Origin of the sequence: Flectobacillus roseus (assembly GCF_030056595.1) — a bacterium.
GTDB lineage: Bacteria > Bacteroidota > Bacteroidia > Cytophagales > Spirosomataceae > Flectobacillus > Flectobacillus roseus.
The window spans coordinates 1-25,748 of the sequence record NZ_JASHIF010000012.1 but is presented as its reverse complement, the minus strand read 5'-3'; the positions used below and the strand labels follow the sequence as shown (position 1 = coordinate 25,748).

Annotated in this window: 21 protein-coding genes; 11 read left to right on the top strand and 10 right to left on the bottom strand. The window is 38.1% G+C overall.

Going from position 1 to position 25,748, the window contains the following annotated elements:
• Positions 1-5: 5 nt before the first annotated feature.
• The 3 genes from QM524_RS15400 (at position 6) to QM524_RS15390 (ending at position 2,838) form a co-directional block, all read left to right on the top strand.
• Positions 6-314, top strand: a complete 309-nt coding sequence (locus QM524_RS15400) for a nucleotidyltransferase family protein (RefSeq protein WP_283345259.1) — start codon at positions 6-8, stop codon at positions 312-314.
• Between the two features lie 168 nt (positions 315-482).
• Entirely contained in the window at positions 483-1,883 is a 1,401-nt protein-coding gene (locus QM524_RS15395) for an MBL fold metallo-hydrolase RNA specificity domain-containing protein (protein WP_283345258.1), read from the top strand.
• A 115-nt stretch (positions 1,884-1,998) separates the two neighbouring features.
• The gene (locus QM524_RS15390; RefSeq protein WP_283345257.1) at positions 1,999-2,838 is read left to right on the top strand and encodes a universal stress protein; all 840 of its coding nucleotides are present in this window, start codon (positions 1,999-2,001) and stop codon (positions 2,836-2,838) included.
• Between the two features lie 340 nt (positions 2,839-3,178).
• Here QM524_RS15390 and QM524_RS15385 read toward each other — a convergent pair whose 3' ends face one another.
• Positions 3,179-5,458, bottom strand: a complete 2,280-nt coding sequence (locus QM524_RS15385; protein WP_283345256.1) for a penicillin acylase family protein — start codon at positions 5,456-5,458, stop codon at positions 3,179-3,181.
• 276 nt (positions 5,459-5,734) lie between these two features.
• On the opposite strand from QM524_RS15385, the gene QM524_RS15380 reads away from it, so the two are divergent.
• Both QM524_RS15380 and QM524_RS15375 read left to right on the top strand, forming a co-directional pair.
• Positions 5,735-6,871, top strand: a complete 1,137-nt coding sequence (locus tag QM524_RS15380) for a DUF4249 domain-containing protein (RefSeq protein WP_283345255.1) — start codon at positions 5,735-5,737, stop codon at positions 6,869-6,871.
• Positions 6,872-6,895: 24 nt separating this feature from the next.
• Positions 6,896-9,292 carry a TonB-dependent receptor gene (locus QM524_RS15375; protein ID WP_283345254.1) on the top strand — a complete coding sequence of 799 codons (2,397 nt, stop codon included), beginning with the start codon at positions 6,896-6,898 and terminating at the stop codon, positions 9,290-9,292.
• Positions 9,293-9,413: 121 nt separating this feature from the next.
• Here the strand turns inward: QM524_RS15375 and QM524_RS15370 are convergent, their stop codons facing one another.
• The 7 genes from QM524_RS15370 to QM524_RS15340 all read right to left on the bottom strand — a co-directional run bounded on the left by QM524_RS15370 (position 9,414) and on the right by QM524_RS15340 (position 14,505).
• Positions 9,414-9,725, bottom strand: coding sequence for a response regulator (locus QM524_RS15370; protein ID WP_095160152.1), 312 nt, complete (start codon positions 9,723-9,725; stop codon positions 9,414-9,416).
• A gap of 172 nt (positions 9,726-9,897) precedes the next feature.
• Positions 9,898-10,617: a pirin family protein gene (locus tag QM524_RS15365; RefSeq protein ID WP_445451911.1), complete on the bottom strand. Its 720-nt coding sequence runs from the start codon at positions 10,615-10,617 to the stop codon at positions 9,898-9,900.
• 369 nt (positions 10,618-10,986) lie between these two features.
• Positions 10,987-11,589 carry a Crp/Fnr family transcriptional regulator gene (locus QM524_RS15360; protein WP_283345253.1) on the bottom strand — a complete coding sequence of 201 codons (603 nt, stop codon included), beginning with the start codon at positions 11,587-11,589 and terminating at the stop codon, positions 10,987-10,989.
• A gap of 62 nt (positions 11,590-11,651) precedes the next feature.
• A complete protein-coding gene (locus tag QM524_RS15355) occupies positions 11,652-12,437 on the bottom strand; it encodes a hypothetical protein (RefSeq protein ID WP_283345252.1) in 786 nt (261 codons plus the stop codon).
• Between the two features lie 56 nt (positions 12,438-12,493).
• Positions 12,494-12,769, bottom strand: coding sequence for a hypothetical protein (locus tag QM524_RS15350; protein WP_095166977.1), 276 nt, complete (start codon positions 12,767-12,769; stop codon positions 12,494-12,496).
• Positions 12,770-12,840: 71 nt separating this feature from the next.
• On the bottom strand, positions 12,841-13,809 hold the full coding sequence (locus QM524_RS15345) for a YheT family hydrolase (RefSeq protein ID WP_283345251.1): 969 nt from the start codon (positions 13,807-13,809) through the stop codon (positions 12,841-12,843).
• An 81-nt stretch (positions 13,810-13,890) separates the two neighbouring features.
• A complete protein-coding gene (locus QM524_RS15340; RefSeq protein ID WP_095166981.1) occupies positions 13,891-14,505 on the bottom strand; it encodes an IMPACT family protein in 615 nt (204 codons plus the stop codon).
• 230 nt (positions 14,506-14,735) lie between these two features.
• Between QM524_RS15340 and QM524_RS15335 the strand changes: the two genes are divergently transcribed.
• The 3 genes from QM524_RS15335 to miaA all read left to right on the top strand — a co-directional run bounded on the left by QM524_RS15335 (position 14,736) and on the right by miaA (position 19,813).
• Positions 14,736-16,313: an NFACT RNA binding domain-containing protein gene (locus tag QM524_RS15335; RefSeq protein WP_283345250.1), complete on the top strand. Its 1,578-nt coding sequence runs from the start codon at positions 14,736-14,738 to the stop codon at positions 16,311-16,313.
• Between the two features lie 601 nt (positions 16,314-16,914).
• Positions 16,915-18,588 (top strand): sodium/sugar symporter, encoded by a 1,674-nt coding sequence (locus QM524_RS15330; protein ID WP_095166983.1) that lies wholly within the window; start codon positions 16,915-16,917, stop codon positions 18,586-18,588.
• A 313-nt stretch (positions 18,589-18,901) separates the two neighbouring features.
• Positions 18,902-19,813 carry a tRNA (adenosine(37)-N6)-dimethylallyltransferase MiaA gene (gene miaA / locus QM524_RS15325; protein ID WP_283345249.1) on the top strand — a complete coding sequence of 304 codons (912 nt, stop codon included), beginning with the start codon at positions 18,902-18,904 and terminating at the stop codon, positions 19,811-19,813.
• A 363-nt stretch (positions 19,814-20,176) separates the two neighbouring features.
• Here miaA and QM524_RS15320 read toward each other — a convergent pair whose 3' ends face one another.
• Both QM524_RS15320 and QM524_RS15315 read right to left on the bottom strand, forming a co-directional pair.
• A complete protein-coding gene (locus tag QM524_RS15320) occupies positions 20,177-20,410 on the bottom strand; it encodes a hypothetical protein (RefSeq protein ID WP_283345248.1) in 234 nt (77 codons plus the stop codon).
• A 564-nt stretch (positions 20,411-20,974) separates the two neighbouring features.
• A complete protein-coding gene (locus QM524_RS15315; protein WP_283345247.1) occupies positions 20,975-21,415 on the bottom strand; it encodes a GNAT family N-acetyltransferase in 441 nt (146 codons plus the stop codon).
• A gap of 305 nt (positions 21,416-21,720) precedes the next feature.
• On the opposite strand from QM524_RS15315, the gene amaB reads away from it, so the two are divergent.
• The 3 genes from amaB to QM524_RS15300 all read left to right on the top strand — a co-directional run bounded on the left by amaB (position 21,721) and on the right by QM524_RS15300 (position 25,552).
• Entirely contained in the window at positions 21,721-23,247 is a 1,527-nt protein-coding gene (gene amaB / locus QM524_RS15310; RefSeq protein ID WP_283345246.1) for an L-piperidine-6-carboxylate dehydrogenase, read from the top strand.
• 95 nt (positions 23,248-23,342) lie between these two features.
• Positions 23,343-24,260: a DUF1338 domain-containing protein gene (locus QM524_RS15305; RefSeq protein WP_283345245.1), complete on the top strand. Its 918-nt coding sequence runs from the start codon at positions 23,343-23,345 to the stop codon at positions 24,258-24,260.
• 236 nt (positions 24,261-24,496) lie between these two features.
• On the top strand, positions 24,497-25,552 hold the full coding sequence (locus QM524_RS15300) for a saccharopine dehydrogenase family protein (RefSeq protein ID WP_283345244.1): 1,056 nt from the start codon (positions 24,497-24,499) through the stop codon (positions 25,550-25,552).
• Positions 25,553-25,748 lie beyond the last annotated feature (196 nt).

Here is a 25,748-nt window from a genome sequence, read left to right as displayed (position 1 = left end):
AGGAGATGACTCCAATAGAAAAACATATAGATTCGATTGTAAACCTTTGTAAATCACATAAGGTAAAATCATTGTATGTATTTGGCTCAGTTTTGACAAGTCGTTTTAACTCAGATAGTGATATAGACTTAATCGTAGATTTTGAGAACATTGCATTAGAAGATTATGCTGATAATTATTTCGATTTAAAGTATTCATTACAAACGCTCCTTCAAAAGCCTGTTGATTTGCTTGAAGAAAAAGCAATCAAAAATCCTTTTTTTAGAGAGAAAATCACTCAACAAAAAAAAATAGTTTATATGGGATTTGAGTGAAACTTGGCTTAATCACCCTAATGCTACCCCAAATCCTATCCTCCCCAAGCAGACTTCCTACTTGATTTATATCATCTTTTTTATTGACGGTGCTAAGAATAATATGTGATGTTTCGTTCTACCTTTAGTATATAAAGTTTTCATCCAAAAACAAACTTATCTAAAGCTATGAAACTATCATTTCACGGTGCTGCTCAGACTGTTACAGGAAGCAAGCACTTAATTACGCTAAAAAACGGCAAGAAACTCTTATTGGATTGTGGCATGTTTCAAGGGCGAGGAAACGAAACCGATTCGCTCAATAGAGAATTTGGATTTGACCCTGCCGAAATTGACTACATGGTGCTTTCTCATGCTCATATCGACCACTCTGGTCTGATTCCTAAACTGGTTAACGAGGGCTACAAAGGCAAAGTTTATTGTACCTATCCCACCAAAGATTTAGCTCAAATTCTCTTGTTAGACTCTGCACATATACAAGAAACAGATGCTAAGTTTATCAACAAAAAACGCCGAGATGCCAACAAATCAGCTTTAAAACCCCTTTATGAAACGCAGGATGTTATGCGTTGTTTGATACGATTTGCGCCCAAAGAGCTAGATGAGTGGCACCAAATCGATGAGGATATTCAGCTCAAATTTACCGAAGCAGGACATATTCTTGGGGCAGCCGTTGTAAACCTTAAAATTAAGGAAGATGAGGAAATTAAGCATTTGACATTTACAGGCGATGTAGGTCGGTACAACGACTCGATTTTGAAATCACCAGCTCCTTTTCCACAGGCAGACATTATTATTTGTGAATCTACTTATGGGGATTCTTTGCATGACGATGCGCAAGTTTCGGAAGAAGAATTTATTAAAGTTATTTTGAGAACTTGTTTCGAACGAGAAGGCAAATTGATTATTCCAGCCTTTAGTGTTGGGCGTACGCAGGAGCTAGTTTATATTTTAAACCGTTTGATTGAAAGCGGTAGGATTCCTTCTTTGAATGTATATGTGGATAGTCCCCTTTCGACAGAAGCGACGCGAATTACCTACAATCATCCAGAATGTTTTAACAAAAAATTGTTGAAATATATGGAGCATGATGAAAATCCATTTGACTTTTCGACTTTAAGATATATTACTGATAAAGAATCTTCTCAAGATTTAAACCAGAAAAAAGAGCCTTGTATTATCATTTCGGCATCAGGCATGGCAGAGGCTGGACGTGTAAAACACCATATTGCTAATTCTATTCAAAATTCCAGAAATACCATTTTATTAGCAGGTTATTGTGAACCCAATTCATTGGGGGGACGACTCAAATTACGTCCTTCGAATGTCACTATTTTTGGAGAAGAATATCAGGTAAAAGCCGAAACAGCTGAGATAAAAAGTCTTTCTGCGCACGCAGATTATGAAGATTTGTCACAGTTTTTGTCTTGCCAAGATCCACAGTTGGTCAAGCAGTTTTTTGTCGTGCATGGTGAGCCTGAAGTACAAGAGCATTTTAAAAGAAGACTTATCAAAAAAGGATTTGTGGAGGTATATATCCCTGCCCCGCACCAATCTTTTCATGTCTGATTTTTCTCAGAAATACGACTAATTTCTATCTCATAATGAAGTGATTAGCGTCATTTAGTTACAAGTTAATGCTGTGTAGTTTTGACATAGAAACTCAACCTAAACAGCATTGGTCATGAAAAAAGTTATCGTAGCGTTTGATGGTCTTCATTTCTCGAAAGGAGCAGTAAATTATGCCATTCAGTTGGCCAAAGATAGTGGCTCGGTTATTACGGGCGTATTTCTACACGATTTGTACTATCGCTACGGTGCTTCGGCTACCGTGTTGGAAGGTCAACCCTATTTTGATGCAAGTCCCTTGTTAAAATTGGCAGAGGAAGAAGAGGTAGAACTCAATAAGAGTGTACAGCAGTTTGAGTGGTATTGCAAAGAGTTTTATCCCCATTATGAGGTCGTTAAAGATATGGGAATTCCTGATTATGATTTGGTTCGTGAAAGTCGTTTTGCGGATGTAATAATTGTGGGTGGAGAGGTGTCGTTTACCGAAGAAAAGCAAAAAGCCAATAATCAGTTTGTAAAAGAGCTGTTGAAAGATGCCGAATGTCCTGTCATTGTGGTACCAGAAGACCCAGACCCAATTCATCATATTACATTAACTTATGATGGTTCTGCGTCTTCAGTTTTTGCGATAAAACAATTTTTGTATTTGTTACCAGCTAAACGTTACAAAGAATTTACGGTTGTTTCGGTAGCTGAAAAAGAGGGCTCCATGACGATTCCTCGTGAGGAAGCATTTATGAGTTTTCTGAAAAAACAAGTAAGCACCGTCAATTTTGAGGTATTGCCACACGGTAATCCAGGCGAAATGCTAGCAAATTATATCAATACACACCGTACGTCTATTGTAGTCATGGGGTCGTACGGTAGAAATGTATTGTCAAGAATTTTACACAAAAGTACCTCAGAGGAGCTTTTACAAAATCTGAAAGTACCTGTGTTTATTACACATATTTAAGCAATAGGGGTGTAAAATTTACCATCTAATTGTAGTTTCATAGAGAGAGATAAGTATTAGGGATTTCAAAAAGCATCGACAAATTTTGTTGATGCTTTTTTTATTTAATTGTGAGTTGTGAATGAAGAATTGTGAATGTTTGGGAATTAAGTCAGAATTCTAAAACTGTTTACTTCGGATATCGGATGTAGGATTTCGGAATGGTAATCATTTACATTTCTTTAAAAAATAAGGGTATTTAATCTAATTTCTGAAATCCGCAATCCTAAATCTGAAATAGTTTGAAATCCTTCGTACAGCTCTAGTTCACCATTCACAACTCACCATTCATAATTCTTAATTATTTTCCTGGATTATAAATTTTATCTGCAAACTTCATGACGTCTTCCTTGTAGTAAAGTACCTCTTTGAATTGTCCGTTGGTGTACATTTCGGCTTGGTCGAAGAAGTGTATAGAGTTAGGATTACCACTTTGACCGCCTGCTAATAATGATTTAGCTTTTACTTTTTCTCCAAATTCTACGGCACAAATAAAGCTATTGCCATTTACGCCATAACGTTTTTTGGTTCCATAATAACGACCAGTGTAAGAAGGAAGCATTCCCCAAGCAGAAGACGCAAATGGCACAGGAATACTCGCTTTGCTATCGTCATACTTTTGTTCAATATCGCTCGAAATGCGTTGGAATCGGTTGATTTCGCCCCATGCAACTTGCCAAGTGCCAAAACGGCTACGTAAATCTTGGATAGTTTCGAGCATAGGGTCTAGGAGTTCTTGAGCAGATGCTGTGGCTACGTACTGTTCTGTACGACCAACTTGATCCGCCTTTAGTTCATCTTTTACTTGTACTTTGGCGATGGCAGATTGTAGTCTTGTTGCCCATTCGATGGCTAATGCCGTAGGAATAGAGCTTTTGCTAGTACGAAAATCCCAAAGTTTTAATTGTTCAATAGGGTCGGAAATAGAGGCATATTTTGAATTTTGACCTTCTTTTTCATACGCTTTTATCAAAGCAGGAACTAGCACTTCAAAGGCTGCCAAATAGGTATCATAACCCGCTTCGATAACTTTGTCTAAATTGTACTTTGGAATGCTACTCAAAACTCTTACTGCATTAATTCCTCTAAAGTTTTCACCATCAGGCGCCATGTATTTCGGATAATCGGCACGTTTGGGACTATTACTTCCTGCTACTGTATAAGGTGTGGCATTACAGTTTTGAAGCCAGCCATTGGTAGGGTTGTACACATGCAATGACTCTTTTACTGGGTGCAAACCTTTCCATTCGGTAGCTGCAATAGAGCCATCCACTGGTTTTGACCAGTCGTATTTGTTGTCACGAATTGGCAAATAGTTACCATGCCAATAAGCAATATTTCCTTCCGCATCGGCATAAACGGTATTATTGGAGGTATTTGCCAACAAATCCATCGTTTTTTTATACTCCGCAAAACTTTTTGCTTTGGTTCGTTGCCAACTTTGAATCAAGCCTGTCATCGAGCGGTTATTGGCTTTCATACTAATCCACTGTCCGTTGCGTTTTGCCATCACAGGACCGTGATGTGTGTACATGACATCAAAGTTTTTATTTTCAATTTTGCCATTTTTCAGTACGCCGATTTTTACTTTTTTGATTTTTACAGGTCGCTCTTTGCCTTCATAAAGATATACCCAAGTGTTACCCTTCTTTTGGATTTTTTCAAGATATGTATCCGCAATATCGGTATAACTAGAAGTATGCATCCAGCCACATTTTTCATTAAAACCTTGATAGACAAATAGCTGCCCCCACGTAACTGCACCGTAGGCATTAAGTCCTTGCTCGCTAATTACGTGTACTTCGGGTCTGAAATAAAAGGTTACGTGCGGATTGATATACAAAATAGCCTTACCTGATTCAGTGATTTTGGGTGAAAAGGCAAAGCCATTCGAGCCTGTCAGGATTTCTTCTTCTACAGGTTTTTTGTAAAAATACCCTAAGGCGTCTTTTCCTTCATATAAACTTTTGAGGTCGTTGGTTGTAGCATCAGCGGTATTAATAGCCCCAATACTGCCATCTGTCCACAGTAAAGAATACCAAGGTTGAAAACGAGTCAGCAAGGCAGGTTTTACTTCTGGGTGTTTATAAAGATAATAATTGATGGCATCGGCATGCGCATTGAGGAGGGTTTTGAGCCAAATGGGAGCTTTTTGATAATCAGCCATTGCTTCCGAAGAGTCAATAACCATGCGGATGAGTAAATCTTCATAAAGCTGACTTTCTCCTTTTATTTCAGAAAGACGTCCTAACTTTTCGATATAATTCATTTCAACTCGCTTGAAATCGTCCTCGCATTGCGCATAGAGCAAACCAAAAACCGCATCTGCATCGGTTTTGCCATAAATATGTGGAATTCCCCAATTGTCACGGATAATTTGCACTTGCTGTGCTTGCTTTTCCCATCGAGCAATTTCGACTTTATTGAATTTTTGAGCAAACAGGGCAAATGGTAAAAGGTAAAAAAGTAGTAAAGTGATTTTTTTCATAGGATTGTTGATGAGTGCTGTTAATAATTGAGTGATTTTAGCAAAAGTAAAATTATTTCTGCTTGTAGATACGCAATGCTTTACTTCTGACATAATGGTTTAGTGGCGCATCAATACCATGTAACTTGTAAAAATAGAAATTATTTAAGACTCACAAATGAGGCTTTATCGAAAAACTTGGTCGGTAACTCGTTGAAAAACAATTTTTGTGATTTTTTAATAAAAAATAAAAATAAAATAAGCCTTTCGGGTACATTTGTATCCAACTATCCAATTGATTGCACTTTGGTGCAAAATAAAATTTTTGGTGTAAAGGACTTCCCAAGAACCCCCAATTGCCAATTTAATACCTTCAGAAACTATCATTCTATGAAAAGAAACTACTTACGACGATACCTTTGGGTCGTCCTTATTGCCGTGGGGCTATGTTCCTGCGTAGACCCTTATGAGTTTGATTTTGAAAAAGACGGAAAACATTTGGTTGTTGAAGGCTTTTTGAATGATAATCAAGCCGCTCCCGATACCATTCAGATTTACTATTCTAATTATTCCAATGAGTTTGCTCAAATTTTAGATGCTGATGTCGTAAAAGCCTCCATAATTGTGGAAGAAACTAAGCAGGAAATTCCAATGAAAATCTTAGCTTCGGGCAGACTAATTCCTTTCCCTGACTTCAAACTAAATCCTAATTATTCCTATCGGCTAGCATTTGAATTAAAAACAGGTGATAAATACCAGTCAACTCCAGAGAAAATCAATACTACCCCGCCGATTTTGAATGTCAAAAAGCAATTTAATTTACAAAGTGTACTATCAAACGACGGAAAAAATTATTCCTCTGCCACCGAATTGTACGTAGATTTTCAGGACGATCCAACTGCAAATAATTTCTATTTGTGGAGATACACGCATTACGAAAAACTGGCATTTTGTAAAACTTGTAATAATTCGGTATTAGATTATAAAACTCAATCGTGTGTCACCGCACCTCGTGGATTAAATAAGGCGTATTATGATTATCCATGCGAGTCTGCTTGTTATGCTATTTTACATAATTCGAAAGTCATGATTCAGGACGATAGAGCTTCTCAGGGGAAATTGATAAAAGAGAAATTGGTTGCCCAAATTCCTTTTTACAATGATTACGGCTGCTTGGTCAATCTTGAACAAATTAGTGTTTCGCTGGAGGTATATAAGTTTTACCAACTGGTTCGTCAGCTTACTCAAGGTACAGGAGGCTTAGCCGACACACCTCCTTCTGCTATTGTTGGAAATATTCAGAACGTGTCGAATCCTGATGAAAAAGTAGTAGGGTATTTTGGTGTAGCCAATGTTCAAAAATATAGTTTTTGGATTGACCGAAGCGATGCTGTAGGGCCAATGGCCTTGATTTTGGGGCATTCTATTGTGGAGGAGCCTTCTAATCCTCCTACAAGACCGCCATCTGCTGGCTGTGTCCCAAGTGCAAATCGAACGCCAATTCAACCTAAAGGTTGGCAACAATAATTGTTGAACCCTACCAAAATGATCATGAAACACTTTTTACTCATCATATTTATGCTTTTGTCGCTAGGAGGTTATTCGCAAAGCGGTAATAAAAAGCAATACACATCATTTACGGGTAGAATCATAGATTCTTTGGATCGAAAGCCCATAGAAAGTGCTGCCGTCAAAATTGATAATCAAGGGGTATATACCCAAGCAGATGGAAGCTTTTCTTCCTTAGTACCTTACGGCGAATATACGGTAACAATCAGTATGATAGGATATAGAACTTTTCGAAGAAGGATAACTTTTAAAAAAGCTGAATTGAGACTGGATATTAGTCTGTTAAACATTGCTAAAGAACTTGATGAAGTGGTCGTGTCAACACAAGGTGCTACCAAAAATGTAGATAGAACTCTCTTGGGAGTAACGCCCATGAGTATGAAAACCATCAAAAAAATCCCTGCGATTATGGGAGAGGTGGATGTACTCAGAGGTATTCAAATGTTGCCAGGCGTGACATCGGTTGGGGAGGCCGCCAATGGAGTAAATATCCGAGGAGGTACTACCGATCAAACCTTGATTTTGTTGGACGATACCCCCATCTTTAACCCTACGCACTTATTTGGATTATTTTCCGTTTTTACGCCCGATGCCGTTAGCGGCGTGGAATTGTACAAAGGTGGTATTCCTGCCAGATTTGGCGGTAGAACAGCCTCGGTATTGGATGTGACACTACAAAATCCTAGTCTTACACAGACAAAGCTAAGCGGAGGAATAAGCTTGGTTTCTAATCGTTTGAGTATCGAAACGCCTTTGATTAAAAATAAACTGAGCATGTTGGTGTCCACCAGAGGTTCATTCAACGACTTTTTGTTTCAGTTGGGTTCTGAGCGGCTTAAGAATATTCGAGCAAACTTTTATGATATTGCCACGAAGTTTTTCTTTCAACCTAATCAGAAAAATACCTTTACCTTTTCAGGATATTTTAGTAAAGATTTTTTCCAGACGGATTTGTTGGGTACAGTCAACAATATCAACGCAACGTCTACGCAGTATGATTACAAATCTTTAAATGCGTCATTGAAATGGTTTCATTTGTTTAGTAGCCAACTCGATTGGCAGACGTCGGCTATTTATACAAATTATCAGCCTAAGACTATGTTGCCGCAGTTAAATTCGAGTAATACTGTAGATATTACATCGGCAATTTTGTATCGCCAGCTCAAATCAGAATTACATTATAATCCGAATGAAAAACATAAGTTGACGGGAGGGATTTCGTCTATTTGGTACAAAATTAGTCCAGGGAATTTGGTGCCGAATGCGTCAACAAGTGTAAATCCTATTACCATTCCTGATGAAAATAGTATCGAAGCGGGTATTTACGGAGAAGATGAAATGACTGTAAACTCTAAGTTGAGTGTATCCTTTGGCTTAAGGTATGCCCAATATTGGGCGATGGGAGCAGGAACTGTAAGACGTTATCAAAGTGGCGTTCCTCTTTCAGATTTTACCGTTACAGACTCTACCAAATATGGTTCTGGCCAAGTCATTGCTTCTTATGGCGGGCTCGAACCACGTATATCGGCAAAGTATTCGCTAACCAATTCCTCTTCATTGAAGTTTGGTTATAATTTTATTCGACAGTATTTACAAGTAGTTTCCAATACAACAACGCCTTTGCCAACGTCGCGTTGGGCCACTAGCAACGACTATATTCGTCCACAAAGTAGTCATTTGTTTTCTTTGGGCTATTTCAAAAATTTTAAAGATAATATCTATGAGTTTTCGATGGAAGGATATTATCGTCGTAATGAAAATGTGCTTGATTACAAACCTGGGGCTGATTTTATCTTAAAACCAAATCTCGAAACACAGGTCTTGCAAGGTAAAGGAATGGCGTATGGTTTGGAGGTAATGTTGAGTAAAAAGAAAGGAGATTTGACGGGTTGGCTAGGATATACTTATTCAAGAAGTTTAAATCAAATCAGGCAAAGCGACCGATATGAAGAGCAAGTCAATGGTGGAAAATGGTATCCTAATAATTTTGACCGACCGCATAGTTTCAACGCCAGCTTGATTATTGGACAAGGAGCGCATCATGAATTTGGCTTTACGATGGTCTATAATACTGGACGACCGTTTACAGTCCCGACTGGTATTGTGGTTTTTGATGGCGTGACCTATCCATTTTATCAAGACCGCAATAATGCTCGTATAAGTGATTATCACCGTTTGGATTTTTCTTGGACGATTCGAAATCCAAGTATGCGTAAACGCCGATGGGAGGGAAGTTGGACTTTTACTGTGTATAATTTATATGGTCGCAAAAATGCCTACTCAGTATATTTACGTACCGAAGCAGGAATAAAAGCGTATCAGTTAACTATTTTTGGTTCGCCAATACCTTCGTTGACTTACAATTTTCATTTTATGTAAAATTGGCAAAATTAATATGATTTATCCCAAATCAAGTTTTATAGGTAGAGATGCAATACTTTGTGTCTCTACCTGTAAAGCTCAACTAAAATAATCACTCATTTGCTCAATCACTAAACTATCATCCAAGGATAACCCTATGCTCAAGGGCTTGGCGGATTTCGCAAACCAATAAACCGCTTCCTCCTCCATAGTGCTGGATAATCAAAACTGCTGGATTAATGGCTAATAATTCAGCTCTTAGCTTTTCCTCTTCTTCTGGTAAAATGCCATTTCCTAAAAGTACTAAAGCAATATTTTCTTGTTGAAAAATCTGTAGCGCTTCCTGATCAACACATGTTCCGATGGCATTCCAATCGGGCTGTTGATTAATCAAGCGTACCACTACACCCAATATTTCGGGGTGGCGACTGATGACTAAGATATTCTCCATGTTTATTGAGTGGTTGAGTGAGTTGTGAATGAGTGAATGATGAGTTGTGAATTAGTGAATGATGAATTGTGAATGAGTGTTTTTTCAATAAAAGAGAGGCAAAAAAGTAAGAGAAGTGTCACTAATTGGTTGCTAGTTAGGTTGTTATAAAATAACTTTGCCTCTTTGCCTCTTACAATGTCATTGGTACATCCATCAACAGGATTTCTGCATCTTGTGTTAGGGCTTTCAAAGCGATAGATTTTGTATTCCAGATACCCAAGCCATCACGTTGATTAACGGTTTGACCATCGATTTCAAAATCACCTTTTAATATAAAAGCATACACCCCATTTCCTTCACGTTTGATGTCGTAGTTAGCGGTTGTGCCAGTATCAAAAGTACCAATATTAAACCATGCATCCTGATGAATCCAAACACCTGCATCTTCTGGATTAGGAGAAAGGATTTGCTGTAAACGGTTGCGACGGTCGGCAATATCTAGAGACATTTGGTCATAACGAGGCGTTACATTTTTCTTGTTAGGGAAAACCCAAATCTGTAAAAACTTCGTTTCTTTATCGCTATTGCGGTTGTATTCGCTGTGATATACACCTGTACCTGCACTCATTACCTGAATATCTCCTTTTTTGATAACAGCCACATTGTTCATACTGTCTTTGTGCTCAAGGTCACCTTCTAGTGGAATTGAGATAATTTCCATGTTGTCATGTGGGTGCGTACCAAAGCCACGACCTGCTGCCACTTGGTCATCGTTTAATACACGCAATACACCAAAATGTACTCTTTCAGGATTGTAGTAATTTGCGAAACTAAAAGTATGGTGACTTTTAAGCCATCCGTGATTGGCATAGCCGCGAGTATCGGCTTTATGCAATATTGTATTTGCCATGATTTTTGTCTGAGGATTGGGTAAATGATTCAAACCGATTACTTCCAAAGGTTGCAATTCATCATTTTGATGATTGTTGAGTTCTTTTCCAATTATCTTAGAACTAACATACATGCCAGTTCCCAATATACCTTTCTTAAGAAATTCCTTGCGTTCCATCGTTGTAAATCGTTTTGTTAAATGAACAATACAAAGATGCACGAAGCGCAAACCTCAAAACATTGAACTAGGACAAGAATTTTGGGATAATTTGAAGATTTGTTAATTTGAAGATTTGGAAATGGAGTTAAATTTGAAGATGTGGTGATTTGAAGATTTGAAAATGACCTGTATTTTTTGCTTATAGCCTAACGCATACGGCTTTACAGCCTAAAACTGTTTTGCCAATTTGGCACGGACTTTACTGAGAAATTCGGCCGAAATACCCAAATACGAAGCAATATAATGCTGAGGAACTCTCTGTGGAATACTTGGATAGCGATTGAGAAAATCAAGGTATTTTTCCATCGCTGGTTTGGCAATGGTATTAATTAATCTGTTTTGGGTAACGGACAAATTCCGTTGTACTAGCAAACGGAAAAATCGTTCGAACCGTGGAGCTTTTTCGAGAAGTGTTTCTTTGGTTTTATGGTCAAGGTATAAAATCTCACAAGTCTCAAGTGTTTCGATAAAGATATTACTTGGAACTTGTTCGTGAAAACTTGCAATGTCGCTTACCCACCAGCCTTCAACCGCAAATTGTAAGATTACCTCAGCCCCTTTGTCGTCTAAGTAATAGGTACGAGCACAGCCTTTTACGATAAATGCTTCAATGTCACAAATATCCCCAGCCTTGAGGAGAAAGGTTTTTTTGGGTACTTTTTTATAAGCCAATATGTCATTCAAAATGCTTAATTCTTCTGTTGAGAACGAAACATATTTGCTAATGGCTTGATGAATAATATCGTTGTATTGAGTTGAGTAAGGTTGCATAGGATACTGAAATAATGGGGTGTCAGCGTTTCACAAAGATAGAATTATTTCTGATAGGAGATTTAAAATCCTTCAATCCTCCAAATACCAGCGGCATGAGTTTTATTTTTCTCACCAGCTGGAGTAATAGCAAGACAGGTAGTTTTTACCGTTAAGCTTTTTGTAAATTGAAAAGTATTAACTAACCCTTCTCGTATCGAATAACTCTTTTGAAAGCTGTTCAAACTCCAATCATCTTGTATGGTGAACTCCTTAATTTTCGACTCATCAACGCTGAAACTAAACAAATCTTTATATAGCCCAGCTTCTTCCCATTTGTCAGTTTGCGGATATATGTCAGTAGAATTTGCCACAGAATAACGTGGAGGTATTAAGAATTTCGATTGATAGGAAATAACATTATTAGATTGCCCGACAAAGTAGGTTTTAAACTCATCGTATTTTCCACAAATTAGAAAATAGGTATTTTTCCCCGTCCAAAGATTATAGTAGGCAAGTCTTATTATATCATCAAATAGTCTCTGAGGTTCTTCTGTGTTAATGTTAGAGGTATCTTTCTTGGCAAGTTTAAATTCGAACACTTCTTCGATGTCGGACAAACCAGCATCTATTTCATGCAAGTCTTTTTCATAAATAACTAAATCTATTTTCCTGCTTTTGAATAAAGGATGAAGTTTTTCTAGTGCCACACGTTCGATGTGAGTACCAAAGGCAGTAATGGTATCAGCAATGGGATAACGGAGACTTGCTTCGTGAATTAACTGTTCTCTACCAATTCGGAGTTGGTAGCCCATCCATAGACATATTGCATCCACGATGGCATTTTCGCGAGTGTTATTGATGATCATAATAGGGTAGAAATGAAGATTTCAAATAGAGTATTTGATTCACATTGAAAAGCTTCTTAGGCTTCTAGTTTATGTTTAGTAATGTCAAAATCTTCCTGACTCAGCTCATTGAGATGGTCACTGATAATAACACGCATCCATGGATTGTCCAAATGAGCGTCTATAAGTTCATAATAAGGTTTTGTTCCAACATATTGTTGAACAGCAAAGTCTAGTATCTTAGAAGGTTCTCCTGAACCTGTGTATAACAAGACCGCTATTTTACCAATCTTTCCGTTGGGTGACTTAAAATCAGTTTCATTGATTTTTAAGCCAGGAATATTATTATTCATAAGTAGATGTATTTTTCTTGTAAAAGTAAAGATATGTTTTGTATAATACTAAACTATTTAAAGTCAAATGATTATCTGTTATGGTTGTCCTTCACAAACTCCCAAGTCCTATAATCTCCCCAGTAAATGCCATCTTGATTCGGAGCGTAAAAGCCACAATGTCCGCCATGAGCAGGGTATTCACTGAAAAGATAATCTGATTTTTTAGCTTTATCCAAAATCGAGCAGCTTTCTGATAATACAGGGTCGTTAGCGGCATTTAGGATCAAAGAAGGAACCCTTATTTGGTCTACCACATGAATCGCACTACATGAATCATAATAATCAGCAGCATTTTTGAGACCGTGCAAAGGTGCTATATATTCTCCCGTAAAATCATCTAAGGTTTTGTATTTTTCAAATAATGAAAACCATTTTGGGTCAATTAACTCAGTTCTTTTTTGTAAAAAACGATGAAGTTTACTTTTAAAACGATTGGCATAAAAGCCTTCAGCACCCATCGCATCTACACTTCCTTGAATATCGGTAGGAACAGAGATAGCTACAACGGATTTAATTTCTTGAGCTATGTTTGCGCCTTGCTCTCCAGTATATTTTAAGGATATATTTCCACCTTTGCTATATCCCACCAAGGTAATTTGAGTGTATTGTTGCATCGCTAAACAATGATTGACCACGTATGCCAAATCTTGAGAATCGCCATGAGTGGTTAGGCGTTCCAAACGATTATTTTCACCACTCAGCCCTCGGTGATTCCAGCAAACGGCATCCCAATGGTTTTGATTAAACAATTTTACCGCTCCCAAAATATAGGGTCTTGTAGAGTTTCCCAGAAATCCATGTGTAAAAATGACAAGCGATTTGCTAGGAACAGGACTTTTACTCCAATCCAAATCTAGAAAATCCCCATCAGGCAATTCTATGCGCTCACGTGTATAGTGCACTCCCTCAACCTTACGAAGCGTAGAAGGGTAAATAGTCGAGAAATGTGGGTTTCTCCAGATATGTTTTGCTTTGTAAGATGACTCTATTAAAGGCATATTTGGGGTAGTGATGAGTTTTGAGTGCGGAGTGTTGAATTTAGTAATTGCTTTTGATTGCTCATGGCTGAAAGATCTTCGTCAGACTGTCGCTATATGCTCAATCTCAATTGGTTCGATTTTTTCGAGTTTGCCAATAATTTGATTGGTCATATTTCTGCGAAATTCTAGTTGTAACGTACATTGATTGTCAAAAAGTTGATTCTTGACTTTTAGCCCAAATTCTTTTACCACTTTCATGACATCATTCATTTGAACAAACTCAAAACGTACTTCGTAGATTTCATTAACCGTCTTTTCAATGATTTCTGCTTCAGCTAATGCTTCTTGAGTAGCCGTTTTGTAGGCATTAATCAGACCCGGAACGCCTAATAAAGTACCCCCAAAATAGCGAACCACTACTACCAAAATATTCGTTATGTCTTTTGACAACAATACATTTAAAATAGGCTTTCCAGCCGAGCCTGATGGTTCCCCGTCGTCATTGACCCTAAAATTGGTTCGATCTTGTCCCAAACGATAGGCATAGCAATGATGTACTGCTTTGAAGTGCTCCTTCTTGAGTTGGTCCACTAAATCTTTTACCTCCGACTCGTCTTCAATAGGATAGGCATAGGCAAAAAATTTACTGCCCTTATCTTTAAAAAGCCCTTCAGCCGAGCCTGTAATGGTTTTGTAAGTATCTTCAAATAACATAAAATCTCATTTTTGATAGTTGCATGGCTTTTGATAGCGCTGTGCATAATATCCACAAATTTACTCAAGTAATTGGAGAAAATGATGTAAACAATGATGATACGTGTTTGACTTCGTTGCTGAATAGTTTGGAGCTACAGCATAAAGCATAATTATGCGTAACTTTGTGTTTTGAGATTGAAACCCCATATCGTATCAAATATTTGATGGTACGATTAACAGATATTATAATGCAAACGAATTATTATTTTCTTCGACAGCTTTCGAAGCGATTGGAGGAGGAGTTGGTAGGTTTGGTATTTGCCGAATGTTTTTCGCAAGAAAAAGATGAATTGGTCTTAGGCTTTTGTACCGATGGAAAACAGTGGAGAAAAAAGCGTGATTTTTATATAAAAGCTGTCTTGCATCCCGATTTTGCCTGTTTGAATTTTCCTGATGACTTTCGTCGTGCTGGGCGCAACTCTGTGGATTTGTTCAAGGAAATTAATGGGTTAAGGGTTGAGAGAATTCAGCAATTCTTGAACGAAAGAGCTTTTGCGCTGTATTTTGAAAACAATTTTACCCTGTTATTCAAAATGTATGGCAATCGCTCGAATATTGTATTGTTTGAAGGTGACGAGGTATTGGATTTGTTTCATAACAAATTGGTAGTCGATAATAACCTATCTCTCCAAACGCTCGACCGTCCTATCGATCAGAGTTTTGAGGCTTTTGTGGCGTCTAATGGACAACTCAATGCCATATTCCCAACTTTTGGAAAAGAAATCGTAAAGCTAATTCAGGGAAAAATTAAGGCTTTGGAACAGCCTTCACTCGAACAGCAATGGGCTATAGTTCAAGAAATTCTCAATGAGTTAAATGATACTCAGTTTTATGTAAAGACTGTCGATTACCAGCCTGTGTTGTCGATGGTACAGGAGGGTGGCGAATTGGTAAAAACCTTGACAGACCCCATTTTAGCAAGTAATGAGCTATACTATTCTTTTGCTAAAATCAATGTTTTTGACAAAGAGAAAGGGCAATGCATTCGTCATTTGCAAAAGCAGATACTTCGTACCCAAACCTATATTGATAAATCATATACCCAACTTTCGAGTTTGGAGGAGGATGTAAAGCATGAAGAAATTGCCAATATCATTATGGCCAATTTGCATGCGATTCCTGAACGAACTGAAGTAATAGAATTATATGATTTTTATCGTGATAAGCCTATTAAAGTACGATTGAAGCCAGATTTGACTCCGCAGAAAAATGCAGAGAACTATTATCGAAAATCCAAAAATGAAAAGATTGAAATCCAAAAGTTGATGGAGAATATCGAGGCCAAAGAGGAGTTGATGCAAGAATTACAGGGGCATATCAGCAAAGTGGAAGCAATCGAAAGTCTACGAGAATTGCGCAAATACATTAAGAATCATGTTAGCGAGCAAAATGACAAACAAGTGCTTACCGTGCAGGATTTATTCAAATATGTGAATTATCAAGGCTGGGAAATTTTGATTGGTAAAAATTCCAGAAACAACGATTTGCTTACTCAGCGATATGCCCGTAAGGAGGACTTATGGCTTCACGCACGTGATGTATCAGGTTCGCACGTGGTGATTCGTCGACAAGCAGGAAAGAAGTTTCCAGTAAATGTTATTGAAAAAGCAGCAGGTATTGCCGCCTATTATTCTAAGCGAAAAAATGATACACTTTGCCCAGTGATTGTCACGCCCAAAAAATACGTTCGCAAAACCAAAGATTTGCTAGAAGGTCAGGTGATTGTGGATAAAGAAGAGGTTGTGTTGATTGAGCCAAGTTTGTAATTACCCGTAGAGACGTAATACTTTACGTCTCAAGTCCAGTTAGGCATAACATAGTAGTATCAAACATGAGTCATCCCTAATTTAGTGATTTAGCGATTGAATGAGTGATTAATTTAAAATTTGAATTCTGGCAGTAGAGACGCAATGATTGCGTCTTAAGCTGAGTAAAATCTAGCATAGTTTCATCAAAAAAGCGGTCGGAAAGTAATTTCCAACTGCTTTTTTGATGCAGCACAAAATATGACTTGGCTTAAGACGTAAAGTATTACGTCTCTACAAAAAATACAAAATGAGACATATTGTGCCTTGAATAAATTATTTTTTTTATCAAAAAGTTGCAATTGTTGTGTTGCTTCAAGTATTTTTGCCTTTATAGAACAGTGTAGAACTGTATAAGAGAATGTGCAATCATTTGAGCATCCAAAAAATTTGGATTATTCTTATAAAATCAGAATTAATTTCAAGTTTTTATAGCAATAGTAACATATGTATTCAGTAAATAAATACATATTGCCTTGTTTGTTTTGCCATTAAAATTGTAACTTTCAGATTCAAAATTTAATTTATCCCTGATTATAAACTATTCAAATCAATTCAACCCATGCACAAAGGACTGGAACTTATTGATTATCTGGTATTTCTCATTTATTTCGTGGTAGTGGCTGGCTATGGCTACTGGATTTATCAAAAGAAAAAATCAAAAGAAGCATCTTCTACAGATTTCTTCTTAGCTGAAGGTTCGCTTACATGGTGGGCAATTGGAGCATCGATGATTGCTTCAAACATTTCAGCAGAACAGTTCATTGGTATGGCTGGTAACGGCTACAAAATGGGTTTGGCAATTTCGACGTATGAGTGGATGGCGGCAGCTACGCTTATTATTGTAGCGGTGTTCTTCATGCCAATTTACTTGAAGAATAAAATCTTTACAATGCCTCAATTCCTGAAACAGCGCTATAACTCGACCGTAAGTACGGTTATGGCTATTTTCTGGTTGATTCTATATGTTGTAGTAAACCTTACATCGATCTTATATCTTGGTGCATTGGCGGTTTCGACTATCTCAGGTCTTGATTTTACCTTGTGTATGTGGGGATTGGCAATTTTTGCAGTAATCATCACTTTGGGTGGTATGAAAGTAATTGGTTTTACAGACGTTATTCAGGTATTTTTCTTGATTTTGGGTGGTTTGTGTACTACATATTTGGCCTTGACTTTGGTGTCAGATCAATTTGGTTCACAAGGTGCAATGGAAGGTTTGAGTCATATCTTCAATAAGGCAGATGATCATTTCCACATGATTTTGAAAAGAGATAATCCTAATTTTACCTCTTTACCAGGTTTGACCGTATTGGTAGGTGGTATGTGGATTGTAAACTTGAACTATTGGGGATGTAACCAGTATATTACACAGCGTGCGTTGGGTGCTTCGTTACCAGTAGCTCGTGAAGGTTTGTTGTTTGCAGGTTTCTTAAAATTATTGATGCCAATCATCGTAGTATTGCCGGGTATTGCGGCTTACGTATTGCACGCAAACGGTATGTTCCAACAAGAAATGCTTGGTGCAGATGGTACAGTAAATGCTGACCACGCTTACCCAGTGTTGTTGAACTTGTTGACACCAGGTTTGAAAGGTTTGTCTTTTGCAGCCTTGACTGCGGCCATCGTAGCATCTTTGGCTGGTAAAGCGAACTCTATTTCGACGATTTTTACCCTAGATATTTATCAAAAATTCTTTAAAAAGGATGCTTCAGAAGAACAATTGGTAAAAACAGGTCGTATCGTGATTGTGGTAGCAATGGTGATTGCGATTTTGATTTCTCCATACTTGGGTATTGATAAAAAAGGTGGTTTTGACTTTATCCAAGAAATGACGGGTTATGTATCTCCAGGTATCTTCGCGGTATTTTTGTTAGGTTTCTTCTGGAAACGTGCTAACTCAGCTGGTGCGATGGCTGCAACAATTGGTTCAGTAGTAATTTCATTAGTATTGAAAGATTTGCCAGAAATGACTGGTATGTACGATACAGTGTTTTATTCATCATTCTTAGATGGCGAAGGACACCATATTATTCCATTCCTTGACCGCATGGGCTTAACGTTCTTAATCTGTGTGTTGATGATGGTAGTATTAGGTTTGGCAGATTCATCAACCAAGAGCGGTGAAAAAGCCTTGCAGATTGATGCTTCTATGTTCAAAACCAATACAGCATTTGCAGTTGGTGCTACAGTAATTGTCGGTATTCTTGTGGTTCTTTACACAGTATTCTGGTAGTTTTTATATAGAAATAACCTATATAGAATCTTGTAGGATTAGGTTTGATAGATTGATGAGATAAAATATTCGTAATCAAAACTTATCAATTCTTCTCAAGTATTTCCGAAGTTTTTACACTAGGATGATTCTACTGATTTTATCAAAAAAGCGGTCGAAAATTATTTTTCGACCGCTTTTTGGTTTTATAATGCTTGATATAGCATGGTTGAAGACGCAATGTATTGCGTTTCTTCAACAAGAATAAAAATTTAAAATAATCACTCATTCTCTCAATCGTAAATCACTAAATGTTTTGTTGTAAATTTGTAGTATGTCAAATTCGTCAAAATACTTAATTATCATTGCTGGTCCAACCGCCGTTGGCAAAACAGACTTATGTGTCAGGCTTGCTAAACACTTCGATACAGAAGTGGTTTCGGCAGATTCGCGTCAGTTTTATCAAGAATTGGCAATTGGTACAGCCAAGCCTACGCCTGAGGAAATGCAAGGGGTAAAACACCACTTTATCGACTCTCATAGCATTGCTGATTATTACTCCGTTGGCGACTACGAACGTGATTGTTTGGCGGTGTTGGACGAAATATTTATGCGTAAAGATGTAGCCATTTTGACTGGAGGTTCGGGGATGTTTATCAAAATCGTAACCGATGGACTCGACGAAATGCCCGAAGCAGATTTGGAGCTACGGGAATCATTAATGACACGTTTGGAGACCGAAGGACTGGATAGTTTGACAACTCAACTCCGAGAACTTGACCCCGTTTATTTTGAAGAAGTAGATCAACAGAATCCACAACGAATTGTGAGAGCTTTGGAGGTTTGCTTGGCTACGGGACAGCCTTTTTCGGCTTTTCGTAAAAAACAAAAAAAGGAAAGACCATTTGAATGTATCAAAATCGCACTCGAACGACCACGGGAAGAATTATACGCTCGTATTGATTTACGAATGGATTTGATGCTGGCGCAAGGACTAGAAGAGGAGGCAAGAAGCGCTTTACCATACCGAGAGCATTATGCCTTAAAAACAGTGGGCTACAAAGAGATTTATGAGCATTGGGATGGTCAGTATGATCGTGATGAAATGGTGCGTTTGCTTAAAAGAAATACTCGTCGCTATGCCAAACGCCAATTGACATGGTTTCGAAACCAAGATGATTTCCAATGGTTTGACCCAAAACAAGAAGCAGAAATAGTGAAATACATTGAAAATGTAATGTTGTAAAAGGAAGTTATGATAATGGTATATCAGTTATCAGAGTTAAATCATAATAAAGGAGAGACAATCAATATACCTGTGCCATACGATAGTAAGTAGCTGCCAATAGCTGTAAACATATTTTGAGTAAAAATCCCGAAAGCCGAGTGCTCAAAGCTCAACGCCATCATAACAAATGTAGCGGCCTCTATTAGAAGTCGCTACAAAAGAATCCTTAAACCAAAACTAAATTTAAAATTTTGAGCACCCAAACATTCAAATTGGTTTGAATATGGGCGCAATATCTTGACGAAAAGCCATAGCGATTTTGGTGAAATAGCATATTTACACAAAACCAATAGGACTTCTCTAAAATCTTCTTTGTAAAAATTAACCTTTATTTTGTTGAAAAACTGTCCCTAAAACAGTAGCTCCCATCGCTACAAGCTTACTTTTTTCCTTAAGCTTAGCAATCGAAATGGTATTTTTTGTTTTAGTTTCTTTAGCAACCTTCTTTTCGGTCTTTTTAGGTGCTAAAAGGTTATGAGGAAATCCAATAGCTAACGACTCGAAATTAACCGAAGTTGCAATTACAAAAGAGGTCAATACTATGAGCTTTTTCATGTGACTTGTAAGTTTTTTAGTGCTTTGAATCGTTAGTCGCACAAGGCGATTTTTAATTACAATTCAAAGTTATAGGTTTTGTATAGTATTATGCAATACATAGTACCGTTTTTATTCCAGAAAACAGGATGAGTGGTAATCTGTTTGGATGAATGGTTGGTCTATTTGTCCATAAGATGCAGCTGGTAGAAGGAAAGTTGCAGGATAGCTGAAATATTTTTTCAACTATTTTTAAAAAAGAAGCAAAATGGTGGTTTGTGTGTTGATTATCAGCTGTTTGTAGCTTTTTGTAAAAATGAAAAAACAGTTGAATAGCGTAAAAATAGAGAAAGAGAAATATGATATTACCCCCAATCTTTGAGCAATAAGTGAGTGAGGACAATCAAATTTAAGTTGTTTGCTTTAAGCGCAACATTAGGCACAAGGCAACAGGCGCAAGGTAAAGAGTTTTAAACTGTTTCTTAATAATCAAAGATATGCTCTTGCCCAAAGCACATGGCGGTGAGCCGAAAGCTCAGTAATTAAGTTTTACTTTGCTCACGAACTTATCATTAAAATACCGTTTTATAAATACTTCTGTAATAAAATTCGACTTTGCTCGATGGGCTCACGTTTTTCAAAATCGATAATCTGAAAACCATTAGAAATGCCAAAAATCTGCATGGCTTTTAGGTAATTTCTGGTTTTGAAGATAATGCTCGAATATCCTTCTTTTTTTGCCCAATCTTCCATTTGATCTGCTAAATTCTTGGCAATTTTTTGTTTTCGATAGGCAGGCAAAACAGCACCCATCCAGCTGTAAAATGAACCATCATTGCTTTTTTGATAGCCAGCTTTGAAGCCTACAGGTATGTCTTCGTCATAAGCCACAAGGATGAGGTGTTTTGGCGAATGCTCAAAACGTTCTTGGTAAACTTCCTTGGTATAGAGATTTTCAAACTCGGGGATACCTGCCGAAATGCTTAAAATATCCTCTACGGATCCTTGTCGATAAGATATTTGCATATTTTTTTAATTTTTTTTTCGTGCCACAAAGATAATTTTCATCTGAGTTAAATACCATACTTCCAAATTTTAGGATAGCCTAAAATTTTTTAGACTTAGAAAAGTAATATTTTTTGACTTTTATTGCGTATATCATTTAGAGTTCAAAACGCTTGAAAATGTTTGGAAATTTGAATAATAGCCCCTAGATTTCGAAAAATTCAATTCAACGACATTCCTGTCAATCATTTGACAATCTTTATTATATCCTAATGAAAAATTGGGGCTGAATGCTATTGCCCTTTTACAACAAACTATTGTAAACTATGCATGAATTACTCAAGTCGCTGGGTATTGCCCAGTTGAATCATGGTACAAGCACAGGACTCAAATCATGGTCGTCGGGCGATACAGTGATTGATTCTTTTTCTCCTGTTGATGCCGAATTGATAGCCCAAGTATATCAGACTACTCAAGAGGACTATGAGTTGGTTTTGAGCAAAGCACAAAATGCCACTATTGAATGGCGTAATGTCCCAGCCCCGAAGCGTGGTGAAATTGTACGCCAAATGGGAGAGGCTTTTCGCAAGCACAAAGAAAATTTGGGAAAATTAGTTTCTTACGAAATGGGCAAAAGCCTACAAGAAGGCTTGGGCGAAGTTCAAGAAATTATCGACATCTGCGATTTTGCCGTTGGACTTTCTCGTCAGTTGTATGGACTGACCATGCATTCCGAGCGACCCTCGCATCGTATGTATGAGCAATGGCATCCACTTGGGATTGTAGGTATTATCTCTGCTTTTAACTTTCCTGTAGCCGTTTGGTCATGGAACGCCATGTTGGCATGGGTTTGTGGTAATGTTTGTATTTGGAAACCTTCCGAAAAAACGCCACTGACTGCTATTGCCTGTCAACATATTATTTCGGAGGTATTACGTCAAAATCATCTCCCTGAAGGATTGTCTTCGATTATTACGGGCAAGGCACAGGTAGGAGATTGGTTGGTATCAGACAAACGTGTAGCCTTGATTTCTGCGACAGGTTCTACACGCATGGGACGTTCGGTAGGAACTAAAGTTGCCGAACGTTTTGGTAAATGTCTTCTAGAATTAGGCGGAAACAATGCCATTATCATTACTGAAAATGCTGATTTAAACATCGCAATTCCTGCTGTGGTATTTGGTGCAGTAGGTACCGCTGGACAGCGTTGTACGAGTACTCGCCGATTGATTATCCACGATTCAATTTATCAACAAGTAAAAGAGCGCTTGGTTAAAGCTTATGCCCAGTTACGAATCGGAAATCCGCTTGATGCTCACAATCACGTTGGCCCACTGATTGATAAAGATGCTGTAAAAGCCTATTTGTCTGCCGCCGCCCAAGTGGTAGAACAAGGCGGAAAAATGCTCATCGATGCAGAGGTTTTGGAAGGTGCAGGCTTTGAATCAGAGTGTTATGTGCGTCCATGTATCGCCGAGGCCAAACCCGATTTTGCTATAGTGCAGCACGAAACATTTGCGCCAATTCTGTATTTATTGTCATATAGCACAATAGATGAGGCTATTGCGATTCAGAACAATGTACCACAAGGACTTTCATCTGCTATTTTTACCCTAAATCTTCGTGAGGCCGAACAATTTCTTTCAGCTAATGGCTCAGATTGTGGTATTGCCAATGTCAATATTGGTACGTCAGGCGCAGAGATTGGAGGGGCTTTTGGTGGTGAAAAAGAAACAGGTGGAGGAAGAGAATCAGGCTCGGATGCATGGAAATCCTATATGCGCCGCCAAACCAATACCATTAACTATGGCACAACTTTGCCTTTGGCTCAAGGAATAAAATTTGATTTTTAAATGGGAAAGTATTGGATAAAAACAGGCGAAACTCTTTCTAGTCTTTTTCCAATATTTGATAACAAACTAATAAACTATTAATTAATTAAGCATTTATGAAAAATCAAGAAGCGATAACCCAATCTTTGATGGAACAGCTTTGGCAAAATTACTGCCAACGAGTAAGTTATGCGCATGCGTATGCCGACATGGTTTTGGCAAAAGGTGGTCAGGTAGTAAATGACCACTGTGCATTCCGTACATTTAATACTTTTACAGGAGAACAAAAAGCAGGAATTGTAGCTATTTCAGAAGTATTAGAAAGTTTGGGTTATGTAAAAATTGCACCCTATTCTTTTCCTTCAAAACATTTGAATTCATTTCATTATCAACATCCAACCAATATCAATTTTCCGAAATTCTTTGTTACCCAGCTTGAAGTAGCAGAATTGCCATCAGATACCCAAGCACTGATTAATGAAGCAGTGGCTTCTGGCGAAGATGCTCTTGCTGGAGAAGCACGTAACTATCTGGCTGAACTTGCCGAAAGCAAAGAGTTATCCGATGACAAAGCTGAAGTTTTGGTGGCGGCATTAGTTAAATTCTTTGGTCGTCCTTGGAAGCCAGCCAAAAGAAGCACCATTCTCGAGGTAAATAAAGTATCTCAGTTTGCAGCGTGGACTTTGTTGCACGGCAATTCGGTAAACCACTTTACGGCTTATATCAATTATCAAAAAGTAGAAGGATGGGATGATATTGAGTCAACCATGAAAGCGCTGGAAGATGCAGGTATCCCAATCAAACCTGCTATTGAAGGTGCTAAAGGAAGCAAACTTCGTCAGAGTTCGACTCAAGCAGTTGACGAACTTTGTCCTGTGATAGAAGAGGATGGAAGCGAAGGGCAATTGCAATGGTCGTATGCCTATTACGAACTAGCAGAGCGTAATTATATCGAGCAAGATGGACAACAAGTTTGGTTTGATGGCTTCTTAGGTGAACAGGCTACGAACCTTTTTGAAATGACGAAGAGATAGTTTTTTTAGGCACTAGGGGAGAGGGGTTAGGGTTGAGTTTTTTATTTAGGGAACAGTGTCACAAAGGCACAAAGTGGTTTTAGGCACTAGGGGAGAGGGTTTAGGGGATGGTAGAGACGCAATGCTTTTCGTCTTGATTTCCTTGATAAAAGTGTTAGTAATCTAAAATTTACATTCACAATTCATCATTCACAACTCATCACTAATCCCTCCCCTCATTCAAACATTAATTTACTATGAAAAAAATACTTGTAATTGGAATGGGAAAAGTAGGCTCCTTGGTAGGTGTTTTACTTTCCAAAAGATTTGAAGTGACTGGTCTCGACAAAAATGGACCTGCCACTGAAGTTGGTTTCCCAACAATCAAAGGGGATGTTACGAATCGAGCATTACTCGAAAAATTGATACCAGATTTTGATGCAGTGGTATCTTGTATGCCCTATAATCTGAATTTGGCCATAGCCGAAACGGCCTATCAATCAGGTAAACATTATTTTGACTTGACTGAGGATGTTCCTACGACGACTGCGATTCGTGCAATGGCAGCCCGTGGGAGTCGTGCCGTTTTGGCACCCCAGTGCGGTTTGGCGCCTGGCTTTATTGGTATTGTAGGTGCTGACTTAGCCAATCGCTTTACTCGTTTGAGAGATATTGAGCTACGAGTTGGTGCTTTGCCTAAATATCCTAATGGCTTACTGGGATATTCATTTACATGGTCGCCTGCTGGGGTAATCAATGAGTATATCAATGACTGTGAGGTGATTCATAATGGTAAAGTCAAGCTTGTGCCTGCGCTCGATGGTCTCGAAACCATCAATATCGAAGGTATGGAATTTGAAGCCTTTAGCACTTCTGGTGGTTTGGGTACGATGTGCGAAACTTATGCAGGGAAGGTAGATACGCTCAATTACAAGACCATTCGCTATCCTGGGCATGGCAAATTGATGCGTTTTTTATTGTATGAGTTAATCTTGAAAGACCGTCGTGAGTTGATAGAGGAAATTCTTACAGAAGCAAAGCCTCCTGTTCAGGAAGATGTAGTGTATGTTTATGCGGTAGTAGAAGGCTGGAAAAACGACCGTATCGAGCGTGAAGAGTTTTATCGAGCCTATTCACCAATCAAGATTGATGGGAAACATTGGCGAGCGATTTCGTGGACAACAGCAGCGTCGATTGTGGCAGTGGTCGAATTAGTAGCTGATGGTAAACTCCCTCAAACAGGTTTTATCAAACAAGAAGATATACCTCTAGCAGATTTGCTTGCTACAACTACTGGGCAGTATTTTAGCTAAGTATGAAATGTGAAGCTAGGGGGAATCTCTAAGTTTAAAAAGGGGGCGAAAAATACTTTCTGCCCCCTTTTTGATATTGAAGCTGTTTAAACTTTTGAAAAGTATTCCCAAATAAGTGAGAATTTTGTGTTGCTAAATCATAAAACATCACATAATGGGAATACTGAGTAAAAATACAATCGAAACGTGGATTATC

Coding starts and splice junctions, on each gene's coding strand:
- QM524_RS15315 (WP_283345247.1), bottom strand. CDS start 21,415: ATGCAAATATCTTATCGACAAGGATCCGTAGAGGATATTTTAAGCATT.
- QM524_RS15355 (WP_283345252.1), bottom strand. CDS start 12,437: ATGATCATCAATAACACTCGCGAAAATGCCATCGTGGATGCAATATGT.
- QM524_RS15360 (WP_283345253.1), bottom strand. CDS start 11,589: ATGCAACCTTACTCAACTCAATACAACGATATTATTCATCAAGCCATT.
- QM524_RS15345 (WP_283345251.1), bottom strand. CDS start 13,809: ATGCCTTTAATAGAGTCATCTTACAAAGCAAAACATATCTGGAGAAAC.
- QM524_RS15320 (WP_283345248.1), bottom strand. CDS start 20,410: ATGAAAAAGCTCATAGTATTGACCTCTTTTGTAATTGCAACTTCGGTT.
- QM524_RS15400 (WP_283345259.1), top strand. CDS start 6: ATGACTCCAATAGAAAAACATATAGATTCGATTGTAAACCTTTGTAAA.
- QM524_RS15370 (WP_095160152.1), bottom strand. CDS start 9,725: ATGGAGAATATCTTAGTCATCAGTCGCCACCCCGAAATATTGGGTGTA.
- QM524_RS15330 (WP_095166983.1), top strand. CDS start 16,915: ATGCACAAAGGACTGGAACTTATTGATTATCTGGTATTTCTCATTTAT.
- QM524_RS15385 (WP_283345256.1), bottom strand. CDS start 5,458: ATGTCAGAAGTAAAGCATTGCGTATCTACAAGCAGAAATAATTTTACT.
- QM524_RS15300 (WP_283345244.1), top strand. CDS start 24,497: ATGAAAAAAATACTTGTAATTGGAATGGGAAAAGTAGGCTCCTTGGTA.
- QM524_RS15395 (WP_283345258.1), top strand. CDS start 483: ATGAAACTATCATTTCACGGTGCTGCTCAGACTGTTACAGGAAGCAAG.
- QM524_RS15340 (WP_095166981.1), bottom strand. CDS start 14,505: ATGTTATTTGAAGATACTTACAAAACCATTACAGGCTCGGCTGAAGGG.
- QM524_RS15350 (WP_095166977.1), bottom strand. CDS start 12,769: ATGAATAATAATATTCCTGGCTTAAAAATCAATGAAACTGATTTTAAG.
- miaA (WP_283345249.1), top strand. CDS start 18,902: ATGTCAAATTCGTCAAAATACTTAATTATCATTGCTGGTCCAACCGCC.
- amaB (WP_283345246.1), top strand. CDS start 21,721: ATGCATGAATTACTCAAGTCGCTGGGTATTGCCCAGTTGAATCATGGT.
- QM524_RS15375 (WP_283345254.1), top strand. CDS start 6,896: ATGAAACACTTTTTACTCATCATATTTATGCTTTTGTCGCTAGGAGGT.
- QM524_RS15305 (WP_283345245.1), top strand. CDS start 23,343: ATGAAAAATCAAGAAGCGATAACCCAATCTTTGATGGAACAGCTTTGG.
- QM524_RS15390 (WP_283345257.1), top strand. CDS start 1,999: ATGAAAAAAGTTATCGTAGCGTTTGATGGTCTTCATTTCTCGAAAGGA.
- QM524_RS15380 (WP_283345255.1), top strand. CDS start 5,735: ATGAAAAGAAACTACTTACGACGATACCTTTGGGTCGTCCTTATTGCC.
- QM524_RS15365 (WP_445451911.1), bottom strand. CDS start 10,617: ATGGCAAATACAATATTGCATAAAGCCGATACTCGCGGCTATGCCAAT.
- QM524_RS15335 (WP_283345250.1), top strand. CDS start 14,736: ATGCAAACGAATTATTATTTTCTTCGACAGCTTTCGAAGCGATTGGAG.